This is a genomic window from Haloechinothrix halophila YIM 93223, from assembly GCF_000504245.1.
Classification (GTDB): Bacteria; Actinomycetota; Actinomycetes; order Mycobacteriales; family Pseudonocardiaceae; genus Haloechinothrix_A; species Haloechinothrix_A halophila.
This window is the reverse complement of record NZ_KI632509.1, coordinates 1,145,854-1,160,304: the sequence shown is the minus strand read 5'-3', so window position 1 is coordinate 1,160,304 and position 14,451 is coordinate 1,145,854. Positions and strand designations below refer to the sequence as shown.

Here is a 14,451-nt window from a genome sequence, read left to right as displayed (position 1 = left end):
GAGGAGCCACCACATGTCCCGTCGCGGTCGATCAGCCCGTCTCGCCAGTATCGCCTTCGTGTTGTTGATGTTCTTCGCCCCCGCGAGCGCGGCGGCGAACCCGCTGGGTGGCCTCGCCGGTGCCGCCCCGGTCGACCCCTGGCTCGTCGACAAGCTCGACGCCGTCTCGGCCACGGATGAGCTGACGGTCCTCGTCCACGGCACGGACCTCGCCGCGGCACGATCCGCCGTGGGCAGGGCGGGCCTGGAACGGCTCGGCGACCTGGAAAGCATCGGCGTCACGATCGCCAGCGGCACCCCGCCGCGGATCACGCTAGCGGCGCGGCAGCGAGGCGTCACTTTCGTTGAGGGCAACCAGCCGATCGAGCTGTTCACCACCAGCTCGCACGACGCGACGCGCGGCGAGCAGGCACTCGCCGACTCGCTCTCTCGCTCCGGCTCGCGGCTCGACGGCAGCGGCGTGTCCGTCGCGGTCATCGACACCGGTGTCGACCCCACGCACCCGTTCTTCCGGACCGAGGACGGCGACAGCGTCGTCGTCGCGAACCTCAAATACCTGTGCGGTGTCGTGCGCTCGAACCTCGAAGCCTGCTTCACCGACGCCGGTCCGCGCGTCGACACCGACACGCTGTCCGCTGGTGGCCACGGCACCCACGTCAACGGCATCGTGGCCGGGCAGCCCACCGAGATCGCAGGCGACGCGACGGCACGCGGCGCGGCACCTGGCGCACGGCTGGTGTCGCTGTCGATGGGCGCGGGTCTGGCGATCATCAACGCCAATGTGGCACTGGAGTGGGTGCTGAACAACCACCACGCACCGTGCGGTGAGGGCGTGCCCGCCGCGGAGTGCCCGCCGATCAAAGTAACCAACAACTCCTACGGCCCGGCGTCCGGCGGGAAGTTCAATCCCGAATCGGCCACCGCGAAACTGCAGCGCAAGCTGGCCGCCGATGGCGTCGTCACGGTGTGGGCCAATGGCAACGGCGGCGGCGACGGCAGCGTCAACCGCTCCAATCCGCCCGGTCAGGACCCCACGCCAGGAATCGTCTCGGTGGCGTCCTACTTCGATCAGGACACCGGCACCCGCGACGGTGTGGTGTCTGAGTACTCCTCGCGCGGCGACCGATCCGAGCCGGCGAGCTGGCCGGACATCTCCGCGCCAGGCGAGAAGATCACGTCGGCGTGCCGCCCGCAGCTGGCGATCTGCTCCACCGGCGGCGCGCCGCGCTCCGGTAAGAACCCCCAGGACGTCGCGGCGTTCAACACCATCAGCGGGACGTCGATGGCCGCCCCGCACATCGCGGGCATCGTGGCGCAACTGTTCCAGCTCGACCCATCCGCTACGCCTGGCGAGATCGAGCACGCGCTGAAGTCCAGCGCCTACCGCTACGCCGACGGCGCGCGGTACCACGACGCCGGTGAGTACCAGGCCTCCTTCGACAAGGGCACCGGCCTCGTCGACGTCGTCGGCGCCGTCGAAGCACTCGGCGGGCACCAGATGACGACGGAGCAGCAGCACACATCGTCCGGCACCACATCGGAACCGGCCGCGACGTGCGGCGGGTGAGTCCGCGCGCGTAGTCCGAGCACGTTCTGACCCGTGCGGAGATTCGAAACGACGGCGAGCTGGGCGTGGCGGGTCAGAACCGCCACTCCCAGCCCGCCGCGTTGGTCATGACGCCGTTGAGGATCAACGTGCCCGAGCGCACCGGCACCCGTAGCTCCACGGTGCCCGAATACTCGCTGTTGGGGCCGAAATCGTCCCGCAGCGCGTCGGCGGGATCCGTGCATTCGCCTGGCCAGGCGTCATGCTCGGTGCCATCAGGGCCTATCGCGGCGAAGAAGCCAGGGGTCAAGATGCGGCCGAGCATCTCGGCTCGCTTCGTGTCGACACCAGTGCGCACGGTGACGTCAAGCAGGATGGTGTGCTCGCCGTCCGGCCTGCCTCCACCGGCCGCGCACGGTGGGTCGACCAGGATCTCCTCGATCGTGAAGGTGTTCTGGTCCGGGGCGTCCGCCGAGCCGAAACCCGCGAGTTCGCCCACTTCCTTCGGGATGTTGCCTCGCGGAGTGAGTGACGGCGCCGCGCTGGTCGTGGTCGACGGCGTCACCTGGGAGCGGTTCTCGGCAGCGTCGTGTCGGGCGGGATCGCTCGAGTTCGCGGCGAAGACCAGCCCCGCGCCTACCGCGACGACGGCCGCCGTGATCGCGAGACCGATGACCCGCCCACGTACCGGGTGCCGCGCGGCGGCGGCATCCTGTCGTTTCCTCGCGAGGTCGGCAACGGAGCTGCCATTCGTCTTGCGCATCACGGATCGTCGTAGCGAGTCCGCCGGAGACGCTGGGTCGCTCCCGTCGCGGCCACCAACACGGTGATGGCTCCGGCGGCGGCGAGCCCACCCCAGAGCATCGTGAGCGGCAGTCCGGAGCTGGGACTCCCACCGCCTTGGCCTGCCCCTGGGGAACCCACCGGCGCTGCTTGCTCGGTCGTTCTGGTTCCTTCCCCGTCGCCAGGCTGTTGGGCCACCGGGTCGCGGGAAAAGGTCGCCGCACGGGAATTGTCCGGCGCGACGCCGGTGCTTGGTGTTGTTCGCTCCGGCGACGGCCGCGGCTGCCTTGTGCGTTGCCGCGTATCGAGATCCGGCTGCTTCCCTTGCGTGCCGCCAGGCGTCGCCGTCGGCGACGGAGCTTGTTTCCGTAACCCCAGCGCCGCGGTCGCGTCGATCAGGCCATGGCGCGTTCCCGCGAGCGGGCGCGCCGTCGATTGCAGCGACCTGACGACGTCCGCCCGCCCGCGTCGCGGGTCCTGCGAGAGCAGCAGCGCCGCGACTCCTGACACGTGCGGCGCCGCCATCGACGTGCCCTCGAACAACCCATACGCGCCATCGGGAACCGTGGAGAAAATGCACGTGTCCGGCCGGCATGCCGTCAATCCCGCGGCACCGTCGTCACCGCCAGGTGCGGCGAGCGACACCGATCCGCCTCGGGTCGAGTAGGACGCGATCTCGCCGTCCGGCCCGGTCGCGGCGACGAGCAGCGCGTTCGAGCCGTAGTCATCGCTGAGCGGAACCGTGCTGTTTCCCGCGGCGAACACGACGACGACCCCGGCACGGGCGGCGTCGGCGACAGCGGACGCGACGGCCTCGCTGGAAAACACGCCGGGGACCAGGGTGCCGAGCGACAGGTTGATCACACCCACGCCCTTGGCGACGGCGAACCGGATGCCCCGTGCGACGTCCTCGGAGTTGCCACCACACGACCCGCTCGCAGGGTCGTAGCTGAGCACCTGGACGGCATACACCCGCGCGTCGGGCGCGACGCCGTACCGGCCCGACACGACGGTCCCTGCCACGTGCGTGCCGTGCTTACAGCGGTCCCTGTCGAAGGCGTTGTCGCGGCAGCCGGAGGCACTGTCGGTACACAGTGCGTAACCCGCGATCCGGCTCTTGAGATCGGGGTGCCCGAAGTCCACCCAGGTATCGATGACGGCGACGGTGACGCCCTTGCCCCAGTTACCCGTGCGCTGTGCTCCGGGAATCCTGGCCTGCTCGAAGTTCCAGGTTCGTTCTTGCGCGGTGTCGTTGTCAGGGTTGTCGGCGTACGCCGAACTCGACGTCGCGGGCACCAGCAGGGCGAAGACGAAGGCAGCAACGATCGAGATCAGCGCTCGCATACCGCCTCCCGTCACCCCGATCAAGAAATAAAATAGCAGTTGCAGCTAATGGACTTCAAGTGATACATACTGATAACGATCGTCGGAGGTGGTGAGTGACGGCAGGGTCTTCTCACGGCAGGTTCGGCGCCCGCGTGATGGCCGCGCTCGCCGTCATCACCGCGTCCACCGCCGTACTCACCGGCTGCGGCCCGCAGGCAACTGCCCCGTCAGCTACCGGAGTTGCGATCGCTGACGCGCGGGGCGCTGACCAACAGGTCGCACCCGCCGCCGCGGAGTTCATCGCGCCCAGTTCCGACGACTGGGCGGCAGCGCGATCGCGACTGACCGGCGAACTGGTCAGTGCGGACCTTCTTGTCATCGGCACCGCACCGCTCCGACCTCGGCTGCGGGAACGGATACGCGCGATGGACCAGGTGCGCGCGGCCATTCCCGTGGGACTGGCCTCGGTGCGCGTAGCGGACCGGTCCATCACCGTCGCCGCCGTCGACGCGGCCCGCTATCGCAGGTTCACCCCACCGACGACCGCGACAACCGATGGCGTGTGGCGAGCTGTCGCGGCGGGCGACATCATCCTCGATCACGAGATCGCCGCCGGCCTCGACCAGCCGCTCGGCGGCACGCTGACGGTCAGGCGGAACGAAGCCGAGCTACCGCTGCGGATCGGCGCCCACGCGACCACCATTCCGCGGGTGCACGCCGTCATGAACGAAGAGCGCGGCGAACAACTCGGGGTCATGCCAGACAACGCGCTCGTGATCGCGCTGCGCGGCGACATCGCGGCGGGTTCTGCCGCCGTACGGGACATAGCACGGCACCGAGCGACGGTGACCGTGTTGCGGCCGCCAACCGAGGCAACGGTTTCGCACACCGCCGCACTCACCGGAGGCGCCGTCGCGCAGGCGGTAGGCACCTTCAGCTACCGCTACTTCCCCGACGGTTCAGTACAGCCGGAGCCGGAATGGGTCAACGCCAATATCCGAACCGAGTCGGTGCCCATTCTGGGCACGGTCACCTGCCACCGAGTCATGCTGCCGCAGTTGCGGGCCGCGCTGTCCGAAGTGGTGCGGCGCGGGCTCACCGCGGCGATCGACCCAGGCGACTATGGCGGCTGCTATGTACCCCGATTCATCGGACACGACCCCAACAGAGGGCTCTCCCTGCATACCTGGGGCATTGCCTTCGATCTCAATGTGGCGGGCAATCACCGAGGCACCAAGGGCGAGATCGATCGCGACGTCGTTGCCATCTTCAAGAAATGGGGGTTCGCCTGGGGTGGCGATTGGGACTGGACCGACCCCATGCACTTCGAGTTGGCCGCACTGGTTCGGACCTGAGCTGCCCAGGTGCAGACGTCATCAGCGCCGCATGAGCAGCAGCCGCGAAGCGACGTCGATGACGATCTCGATGTTTCATCACCAGAGTAGCCTATTTCAAATGCCAAGGGCTCGACTTATGATGAGCCACCATGGGCAGACAGCCGGTCACCGCATTCCTTCGCTGCCCCACCGTCCGTCGCGCCGTTGCAGCGGCTTCCGCTTTCGCGTCCGCCATGGCCAGCGTCCTCATCGTCCTGATCATCGCGGGCTGTGGACCAACGGTGCAGTACCAACGCACGACCGCGGCAGGTGATCCCGGTGCTGGTGGCGCGGCAGGCGGTGGCACGACTCCCACGTCAGCTGCCACCCACGACCAGGTCGTGCCGACGACGGCAGCGGCTGCGGTCACGAAGCAGCGGCCCGCCGCACCGCCCAAGAAACCGAAGACCCCACCGCGTCGCACGGATCGGCGGCCAGCGACGCCCACGACGGATGCCCCGGCACCGTCCACGCTGCCCCCGCCGCGGCCCGCGAAAGCTCGCTGCGACTGGATGGAGAACTTCGAGCATGGCAGGGCAGGTCGTCCTGCCGACTGGATCATCGCCGACACCGGCGCGTGGGGCAGAGCGGAAGTGCCAGGCGACCGCATCTGGATCGCGCCACGAACTCCGTGCGACAAGGTGTACTCCGTCGCGGTGCACGAGTGGACACACCACATGCAGGGCCACGTGTATCGCGACTGGGACGAGGTCGAGCGCGAGCTCGCACCGTACGGCGGCCCCGAGATGGTCGCCGACTGCGGCGCCCTGCTGCTCGGCGCGACGTGGATCAAGTACGGCTGCCCTGGACAGGTCAGTACCGACGCGGCCGCTGCCATCCTGCGCGGCGAACGACCCCAGTTTCGCTCGAGCAGCTGATCAGCGACCCGCCGCCCGATCCGCCGCGTCGAGGGCCACGACGCGCAGGAACCACAGCGCCATGATGCCGTCGAACAGTTGCCGCGGCAGGTCCACGTTGACGTCGTCGATGACACCGACCGGCAGCTGCGGACCGAGAATGTGACGGATCCGGCGCGCGAACCGCTTCACCGCGTCCTGCGGGACCCGGGGACTGCCTGCCAGCGCGTTGACGGCGACGAGCACCCCGTCCCACGGCCCGTGGAACACCAGATCGTCCAGCACGCGTTCGGCGGACGAACCGAATCGCGCCGCCGTCTCGTTAGTGCGGCTAGGAGCGGAAGACAGCCCGAGGGTGACCACCTCGACGTTGAAGAGGTCGAGGTCGTCGCGCACGGGTTCTAGTGAGTCGGCGCCCTGGTGCGGAGCGACCATGGCGAAACGCATCAAAACTCACCTTCCGCTCGGCTTTGCCGTGCCTTACGTTTTACTAACTAGAATTTAGGATTCGTTCAATGGTATGAACTCTGATAGGGAGTGTCAACGAAACCCAGCTACCGTCGCGGAAGCGCGAGCCTGGGCCCGCGACCCGCGAGGATGGACGGCTCCCGCATCACCATGGCGGCCAGCGAAACGTCACGCCGCGACACAGGCAGTGCGCTGCTTGCCGAGGCCTTCCACATCGATCTCGACGATGTCGCCAGGGCGCAGGTAGTCATACCGCCCGGATAGTGCGACACCGTGCGGCGTGCCGGTGTTGAGCAGGTCGCCCGGCTCGAGCACCAGGAACTGCGACAGGTGCCGGATGATCTCGGCCACGGAAAAGATCATGTCGGACGTCTTGGAGTCCTGCCTCGGCTCACCGTTGACCCAAGACCGCAGCGTGAGCGCCTGCGGGTCGGGGACGTCTTCGGCTGGCACGAACCACGGGCCGAGCGGGTTGAACGTCTCGCACGACTTGCCCTTCGACCACTGCCCGCCTGGCCTGCCGATCTGGAAGGTGCGTTCGGAGACGTCGTTGGACGTGACGAACCCGGCGATGCAGTCACGCGCCTGATCCAGCGAGTCGAGGTAGCGGGCCTGTCGCCCGATCACGACACCGAGTTCGACTTCCCAGTCGGTCTTCGACGAACCGCGGGGGATACGCACGTCGTCGTACGGACCAACGACGGTGTTCGGTGCTTTGTAGAACAGGATGGGTTCGCTTGGCGGATCATCGCCGGACTCGGCGGCGTGTGCGGCATAGTTCTGCCCGATACACAGCACCGAGCCAGGCCGGGCGATCGGCGCCGCGATCCTGGCATCGTCCAGCTGGATTCGCGGCAGTTCCCCGGCTTCATAGGCGGATCGCACGCGCCGCAGGCCGCCCGTCGTGAAGAACGCGCCGTCGATATCGAGCGTGACGCCGCGCAGGTCGTAATAGGCACCGTCGTCGGAGAGCAGGACCGGCCGTTCCACGCCGACGACACCAATTCGCATGAGCATCATTCGCCCGGCCATACCCACTCCCGCCCGTGAATCAATGAAACACATATTTCATTAATTGTGAGAATAGGGAGGGTGGACGCCTACCGTCAAGGAGTCCGCTCGCGCTCGTGGTGCCAGAACCGTATCGGAATACGCGTTACGCTGGCGACGCACATTCCGGCGGCCACCGGGTGAGGCTCGATCCACTGACCGATCGAACCTCACCCGAATGCGGTCACTTCTTCTTTTTCCGCTGGTGGTACGCCTCGACGACGTCGGCGGGAATCCTGCCCCTGTCCGAGATCTCGTAGCCCTGTTTGCGGGCCCATGCCCGAATAGCCTTGTTCTGGTCGCGGTCCACCGATGGCGAAGCCGATCCCTTGGCGCCACGGCCGGCTCGCTTACGGCCACCGATTCGACGAGCATGCTCAACATACTGCGCGATAGAGTCACGCAGTTCACCAGCGTTCTTGTCCGACAAGTCGATTTCGTAAGTGATGCCGTCAAGACCGAACTGCACGGTCTCGTCGGCCTCGGAACCGTCCATGTCGTCAACTATCTCGACAAGCACTTTCTGCGCCATCGATCCTCCTGCGGCTAGGCTCAACGAACGACAATCTCTTTGGCCGATGAGCACGGAAACACGGTCGAACTTCATGTTAACCGTTACGCCCACCGCCGAGACATCGCGGGCACCGTATCAACGAGATTAGTCACGCTCGCGAATACCGGCTAACGCTTTCCAGCCAGCGGAGCTGACGGAGAAATCCGACACCCGACCCGGTCACGCGCGCTCACTCCGAATGCGAGACCGCATTGTTGCTGCCATCCTGAACTCCACACATCCGGCGGACGGGCGGTGGGATGGAGCAGTTAGCAGCCATGCGTAGCAGAACGATTTCAGAACGTGCTCACCCAACGCCGCGAGATTTGACGATGCTACGGTTTATGTGTTTCATTTAACAAAATGAGTACTTCGTACGAGCGAGGTGAGGTTTCGGAAAGGTCGGCGCCGTCGGCGACGTCGGCTGGACCGGCGCTGCTCGCCGAGCGGTACGCAATGGGGGAACTACTCGGCCGCGGCGGCATGTCCGACGTCTGGCGCGGGCGCGACGTGCGCCTCGGCCGCGAGGTCGCGATCAAGATCCTGCGCGCTGATCTGGCCAGGGACGAATCGTTCCAGGAGCGATTTCACCGGGAGGCGTGCCACTCGGCGTCGCTGAACCACCCCGCGATCGTCTCGCTGTACGACACCGGCGAGACCGAAGGGCCAGCCGGACCGACGCCGTTCATCGTCATGGAGTACGTCGAGGGCACGACGCTGCGCGACATCCTTAGCTCACACGGCGCGTTCGAGCAGCAGCACGCGCTGCGGATCATGGCCGACGTCTGCGCCGCGCTCGACTACTCGCACCGCAACGGCGTCATCCACCGCGACGTCAAACCGGGCAACATCATGCTCAATGAGTCCGGCGCGGTGAAGGTCATGGACTTCGGCATCGCGCGCGCTGCCCACGACGCGCGGGCCGGGATGACGCTGCCGAGCGCGGTCGCGGGGACGGCGCACTACCTCTCGCCTGAGCAGGTGCGCGGCCAGGACGTGGACATCCGCAGCGACGTCTACGCGGCTGGCTGCACGCTGTTCGAACTGCTCACTGGCAGGCCGCCGTTCACAGGCGAGTCCCCGATCGCGGTCACGTACCAGCACCTGCAGGAAACCCCGCCAGCGCCATCGACGGTGCGGCCAACGATCAACAAGAATCTCGACGCCGTCGTGCTCAAGGCGATGACGAAGGGGGCGGCGAACCGCTACCAGAGCGCCATCGAGATGCGCGCCGATCTGACGCGCGTGCTCGCCAACAAGCAGCCCAAGGCGCCGAAGATCCTCACACCGGACACCGTGGTGCCCGCCAGCCGCACGCGGCACATCACGCCCGCTGAGACGGAGCCGCCGGACGAGAGGGGCGCGCGGCGTGGCATGCCGTATCTCGCGGCATTCGGCGCCGCCGCGATGCTGGTGTTCCTGCTGTGGCAATTCAACCCGTGGGCCGCCGAACCAGTCGCCGCGATTCCGCGAATATCCGGCCAGCAGTTCATGGTCGCGGAGAGCGAACTGCACGAACTCGGTTTCGACAGCATCGAACGCAACGTCGTGCCGTGCTGGCGGCAAGCGTTCGGGAAGAAACCGGCGTGCGACAGCGAGGACTACGGCAGGGTGCTTGGCACGACACCGAGTGAGGGCACCAAAGTCGCCACCAGCACTGGGATCGTGATCGACGTCGGTCAGGCGCCGGATCGTTTCCTGATGCCCAGCCTCGTTGGCAAGAAAAAGGGTGAGGTCCGCACGCTGCTCGAGCAGAAAGGGCTTCTCCTCAACCCCACCATCAAGAAAGTCAAAAACCGGAATCCAGACAGGTCGAACCAAGTCGTCACGCAGCACCCGGAAGCAGGCTACAACGTCGCGCAGGGCGAGACGGTCAAGCTTTCGGTGTACGAACGGCCCACAATGGTGCGCGTTGTCGACTACACCGGGAAGAGCGAGGAGGCCGCCCATGCCGGTCTCAGTAGCGTTGATTTCGATGTCGTCACCGAATGGACGGCGTCGGCGGAACCGAAAGGCACCGTTGTCGGCCAGAAACCGGATTCCGGTAAAGCGGTGAAAGGATCGACGGTCGTCATCACGGTGTCCGACGGCTCCGAGCATCCGATGACGATGCCCGATCTGTTCGGCATGACCGAGACCGAGGCTCGCGAGGAACTCGCCGACGCGGGCCACACGGGCGTCGTACACGTCACCGAATATGAGCTGGAAGAGACATACCGGGAGTACCACGGCCTCGTCGTCGCAACCCGTCCCGAAGAGGAGACGACGATCAAACAGGCGGATCGGGTCGTCTTCTACATCGGCGAGTACGAGCCCGCCCCGAGCACATCAACATCGCCAGGACCGACGAGCACCCGGAGTGAGCCACCACCGTCAGAACCGCCAAGACCGCGGTTACCGTAGCGAGCGCAGCGAGGCACTGAGGCGTGAGCACCGACAACGACGACCGCGACACCAACGACGACGGCGGCGACGACACGAAGCCGCAAGGCTTGTCCACGAACGAGATGCTGTGGATCCTGCTGGCCATCGCCGCGGTGCTCCTCATCTCCCGGGGGATACAGCACCTGTTCTGACCCGATCAAGGACCTGCGACGCTCGCCAGCGAAGGCTCCCGCCGCTCCCACCCGGGCACCCGACGCGCGGGCTCACTCCGCGGGCTGCGCACTCAGCAGCGCGCGCAGCTGAGTGAGCAGTTCGGTCCTGCTGTCCGCGCCGAGCCGCTGGCGGATCCGGGCGATGTGGTGTTCAACGGTCTTCGCCGAGATGAACAGCCGCGCCCCGACCTCCTTGTACGTCAGGCCCTCCACCACAAGCCTGGCAACCTGCACCTCGCGGTCGCTGAGCTGCGCCACGCCGGAGCCGTCGTCAGCGCTCGCGCCCTCGCCACCCAGCGGGGCGCCCTGCATCGAGCGTGCGCAGTCGAGCAGGCGCAGCATGGCGGCGCGGTCCGTGGTGCGGATCGCGGCCTGCCGCGCCAACCAGGCGCCGTCCCATCCACATCCGGCATCCCGCAGGCCACGCGCGGCCGCTTCCACCTCGTCCGGGTCCACCGCGCGGTCCAGCACCCGCAACCAGCACTCGGCCGCGGTCGACATCGTCGCGTGGTGCGCGCCGTGCTCTGCGTTCGCGCGCAACGCGTCGGCATGCCCGCGCGCCTGATCGAAACGCTCGCCGGTGAGCGCCGCGTGCAGCTCGTTCCAGTGCAACGACGTGGACCACAGCGGCGGATCGCCCAGCGCGCCGAGCAGCTCGTGCGCCTGCGCGAGATGCGGCGCCAGCCTGCCCTGATCGCCGAGCCTGGCTGCCGCGACGGCGAACTCACCGAGCGGCAGGAAGGTGAACAAGTCGACCGGCTGGCGAATCACCGCGGCACATGCCTGCCCCCAGACCTTGCGCAGTGCGGCGAGGTCGCTCTTTCGCCGTGCGAGCCCGACCTCGAGGGCGACGGCGAACAGCCAGTCGCGCGGCTGCGCGGGCTTACCCACCGCCGCGAGCCGCTTGGCCGCCGCGGCCGTGTCGCCCCGCGCCATCGCGATCCAGGCGAGCAGCAGCTGGTGCCGGACGGACATCGGCCGCCCGCCCGTGTCGTCGCGCACCGCGCGTTCCAGCAGCGGTTCCGCGATGGCCGGTTCGCCGCACTGCAACGCGAGCACCGCGGCCAGCGCGGCGGGACTGTCCGGCAGCAACACCGCCCTGCCGACCGGCTCAAGCATCTCGGCCGAGCTGACCAATGTGGACAGTGCGGTCGTCGGAGACCCGGTCACCGAGTCGAGCACGCCGCGAGCCATCGATGACAACGCACCGGAAAGCAGCGTCGGCGGTTCGTCCGCCCGCGATCGCTCGGACTCGTCGAGCAGTCGCTTGGCGTCGACGTGTCGCCCCGTTGCGACCAGCCCTACTGCCGCGAAAGCTCGCGACTGCACGGTGCCCGACCACCGCAACAGCTCGGCGGCGCGGTCCAGCCTGCCCCGGTGGACCAGCGCGGTACCCGCGACCCGTGCGGCATCGGCGCGATCGGTGGCCTCCGCGCTGGCGATCACGTCGTCCGCGAGCCGAAGCGCGGTGTCAAGGTCGCCGGTCAGCGCGATCGCCTCGGCGCGCCGTGCCCCAAGCGTGGTGGCAGGCGCTCCCGCGGTCACCGCGGCGTCGAACAACCGGACCGCCAGCAGCGGATCCGTTGCCAGGGCTTCCTCCGCCGCCGTGCGGAACGCTCTCGCGATCCCCGTGCCGGTGATTCCTGTGCCCGGCCACGGCCGCACTAGCCCAAGCACCGGTGTACCCCTGTCAAGCTGGAGCTCGGCGAGCCGCTGACACACCGCGGCCCGCCGTTCGGCGGGAACAAGCGAACGCAATGCCTGCCCGACCACTGGCAGCGGTGTGCCGTCCGCACCGACAAGCCCCGTCGTGCGCACGCCGTCAAGCAATCCGAAGACGGCGTCCGATGTCATACCGACGGCCCCGCACAGCAAGTCGAGATCACCGCCCGCCCCGGCGTCCGTCGCGATCAGCAGCCGGATCACATCGGGAGCGAGCTGGTCGAGTTCGTGGCGCAGCTCGGCAAGCACCGGCTCCGGTATTTCGGGCGGCCCGGCCAGCCGTTGCCGGTCGAGCCTGCTCACGACACGGTGCACAAGGCCGGGTACGCCGCCGGTTCTGGCGTGCACGAACGTCGCCCACTCGGCGGCGGTCCGGTCCGCGCCGAGTCGCGCCTCGACCTGCCCTCGATCGAGCTGGCGCAGCACGATCTGGCCGCGCAACTGGGCAAGGACGGCGTTGAGCGCGGCGGGCCGGGGCAGCGGCCGTGCCGCGACGATCAGCCCGAGCCGCTCGTCCGCTGCCGTCCGCCGCAGCTCGTCGAGCGCCGCGTCATCGAGTGTGTGCGCGTCGTCGACAAGTACCAGCGCGGGGTCGACGTCCCTGATACCGCGTATCTGGTCAAATCGGACGGTCGGCACGCCACCCGTGGCGCACGCCGACTCAAGGTGGTCCAGCAGGGCCGTCTTGCCGTACTCGCCGGGCGCCACCACCGCGAGTCGCACGTCGGAGCGCTCACCGCTGGCGATCGCGGCACACAGCCGCGACGTTGGCGCATCCAGGATCGGCTCACTCGCCGCCACCGCTCGGGTCACCGGCCATCCCCATCTCGGTCCGCGCCACGGGAGCCACGGCGCAGTAGTACGGCGGTCCGGCGCGGCGGCGGTTCCAGTGGCGTGATCTCAACGGGTGGCCGGGGTGGCGGCGGCCCGATGTCGATCTCGTCCAGTTCGTACTCCGCGCCCGCTACCGACTGTTCTGGCATGTCCGAGTGCGCCGCGACGGGAGCTGCCGGTTCCGCGTCAGGGGCCAGCCGTCGCCTGGCGATCAACGCGGCCCCTTCGCACACCGCGTGCGCCGGGTCCGCGCCGACCCGCACCGGGCAGTCGATCCCGTTCCTGCGCAACGTCGCCTCGGCCAGCGTCGCGGCTTGGGGCATGCGCGCGGTGCCGCCGGTGAGCGCGGCGGCCGCCAGCTCGCCATCCGGCACCCGTCCGGCGAGCCGCGCGAGCTGATCAGCGGCGGCCCGCAGCACCGGCGCAGCGATGTGATCCAGCTCCCTGCGGGTGATCGCGATATCGCCTGCGGTGGGCACCGGGATCATCGCCTCCTGCTGCTCGGACAGCAGCTCCTTGGCACGCATGCACCCGCCGCGCAACCGAGCGCGCAGCCGGGGATCGCTCGGCGTGACGTCAAGGCCGTCGAGCACATGCTCCACCAGCAAGTCGTCGATCAGTGTGCCGGCGTTCGGGTCAGGGCCAGCCGCGTGCGTCAGCACTTCGAACCCCGCCTGACCACGCCGCAGCAACGAGGACTCCACGCGCTCACCCCCCAACCTGCACACGGCGAGCACAGTACCGACGTCGATCCGCTCGGCCGCGGCGTGGCACTCCGCGGCCGCGACCGGCGCGGGCAGCACCAACGCGCCGGGCAGCCTCGCTGCCTCAAGCGCATCGTGCAGCACCCGCCGCCGATGCGAACCCCACCCTGGCGGATGGGTCAGCACGATCTGCTGCGCGGGCCGCCCCATGGAGTTCGCCAGCTGGTCGGAGACCCACCCGGCGAGCGCGGCCGTGAGCACTTCGCCCGAGTACGCCTGGGTGCCAACCACAACGGGCACCGGATCGCCGACCCGGTGCGGTAACCCGCGTACGGTGCGCTCCGGCGCGCTCTGCTGGTGCGCGAGCGCCTGACCGGCGAGCACCGCGCCGTCCGAGGTCACGTGCACCGCCGATTCGACCCAACCCGGACCGCCGTCCAGCGACACGACCTCGGGCGCGGTCCATGATCCGTCGCTGTACCGGCACACCGCGGCACTGGTGCGCGTGTGGCCGAGGTCGATCCCCAGTACGTACGGCATGGCCGGTTGCTGTCCTCCGGGTCTGTCGCTGTTGGTGATCTTCCTACCAAACGGCATCCCCCATTCGGGTTCCCCTAATCCCCTAACGCTACTAA

Annotated in this window: 12 protein-coding genes; 5 read left to right on the top strand and 7 right to left on the bottom strand. The window is 68.2% G+C overall.

The window, feature by feature from the left end:
* Positions 1-13 precede the first annotated feature (13 nt).
* Complete coding sequence (locus AMYHA_RS05405) at positions 14-1,567, top strand: S8 family peptidase (RefSeq protein ID WP_084036839.1); 1,554 nt, start codon at positions 14-16, stop codon at positions 1,565-1,567.
* 73 nt (positions 1,568-1,640) lie between these two features.
* Here the strand turns inward: AMYHA_RS05405 and AMYHA_RS25535 are convergent, their stop codons facing one another.
* Positions 1,641-2,309, bottom strand: a complete 669-nt coding sequence (locus AMYHA_RS25535) for a hypothetical protein (RefSeq protein WP_051399568.1) — start codon at positions 2,307-2,309, stop codon at positions 1,641-1,643.
* Positions 2,309-3,673 (bottom strand): S8 family serine peptidase, encoded by a 1,365-nt coding sequence (locus AMYHA_RS25530; protein ID WP_051399567.1) that lies wholly within the window; start codon positions 3,671-3,673, stop codon positions 2,309-2,311. The genes AMYHA_RS25535 and AMYHA_RS25530 overlap by 1 nt, the downstream gene beginning before the upstream one ends.
* A 95-nt stretch (positions 3,674-3,768) precedes the next feature.
* Here AMYHA_RS25530 and AMYHA_RS05390 point away from each other — a divergent pair, with 95 nt between their 5' ends.
* Positions 3,769-5,010, top strand: a complete 1,242-nt coding sequence (locus AMYHA_RS05390; RefSeq protein ID WP_157361834.1) for a M15 family metallopeptidase — start codon at positions 3,769-3,771, stop codon at positions 5,008-5,010.
* Positions 5,011-5,141: 131 nt separating this feature from the next.
* A complete protein-coding gene (locus tag AMYHA_RS05385; protein WP_034268573.1) occupies positions 5,142-5,909 on the top strand; it encodes a hypothetical protein in 768 nt (255 codons plus the stop codon).
* On the opposite strand, the gene AMYHA_RS05380 is transcribed toward AMYHA_RS05385, so the two are convergent.
* The 3 genes from AMYHA_RS05380 to AMYHA_RS05370 form a co-directional block, all read right to left on the bottom strand.
* Complete coding sequence (locus AMYHA_RS05380) at positions 5,910-6,335, bottom strand: hypothetical protein (protein WP_034268571.1); 426 nt, start codon at positions 6,333-6,335, stop codon at positions 5,910-5,912. It lies immediately after the preceding gene.
* Between the two features lie 189 nt (positions 6,336-6,524).
* Positions 6,525-7,376 (bottom strand): fumarylacetoacetate hydrolase family protein, encoded by an 852-nt coding sequence (locus tag AMYHA_RS05375; protein ID WP_034268568.1) that lies wholly within the window; start codon positions 7,374-7,376, stop codon positions 6,525-6,527.
* A 214-nt stretch (positions 7,377-7,590) separates the two neighbouring features.
* A complete protein-coding gene (locus AMYHA_RS05370) occupies positions 7,591-7,938 on the bottom strand; it encodes a histone-like nucleoid-structuring protein Lsr2 (RefSeq protein ID WP_034268566.1) in 348 nt (115 codons plus the stop codon).
* A gap of 384 nt (positions 7,939-8,322) precedes the next feature.
* On the opposite strand from AMYHA_RS05370, the gene pknB reads away from it, so the two are divergent.
* Positions 8,323-10,362 carry a Stk1 family PASTA domain-containing Ser/Thr kinase gene (gene pknB / locus AMYHA_RS05365; RefSeq protein WP_051399565.1) on the top strand — a complete coding sequence of 680 codons (2,040 nt, stop codon included), beginning with the start codon at positions 8,323-8,325 and terminating at the stop codon, positions 10,360-10,362.
* 23 nt (positions 10,363-10,385) lie between these two features.
* Entirely contained in the window at positions 10,386-10,535 is a 150-nt protein-coding gene (locus tag AMYHA_RS26845) for a hypothetical protein (RefSeq protein WP_157361833.1), read from the top strand.
* 72 nt (positions 10,536-10,607) lie between these two features.
* Here the strand turns inward: AMYHA_RS26845 and AMYHA_RS05360 are convergent, their stop codons facing one another.
* Positions 10,608-13,091 (bottom strand): helix-turn-helix transcriptional regulator, encoded by a 2,484-nt coding sequence (locus AMYHA_RS05360; protein WP_231104637.1) that lies wholly within the window; start codon positions 13,089-13,091, stop codon positions 10,608-10,610.
* A complete protein-coding gene (locus tag AMYHA_RS05355; RefSeq protein ID WP_034268564.1) occupies positions 13,088-14,356 on the bottom strand; it encodes an Hsp70 family protein in 1,269 nt (422 codons plus the stop codon). Before AMYHA_RS05355 ends, AMYHA_RS05360 begins: the two co-directional genes overlap by 4 nt.
* Between the last annotated feature and the right edge of the window lie 95 nt (positions 14,357-14,451).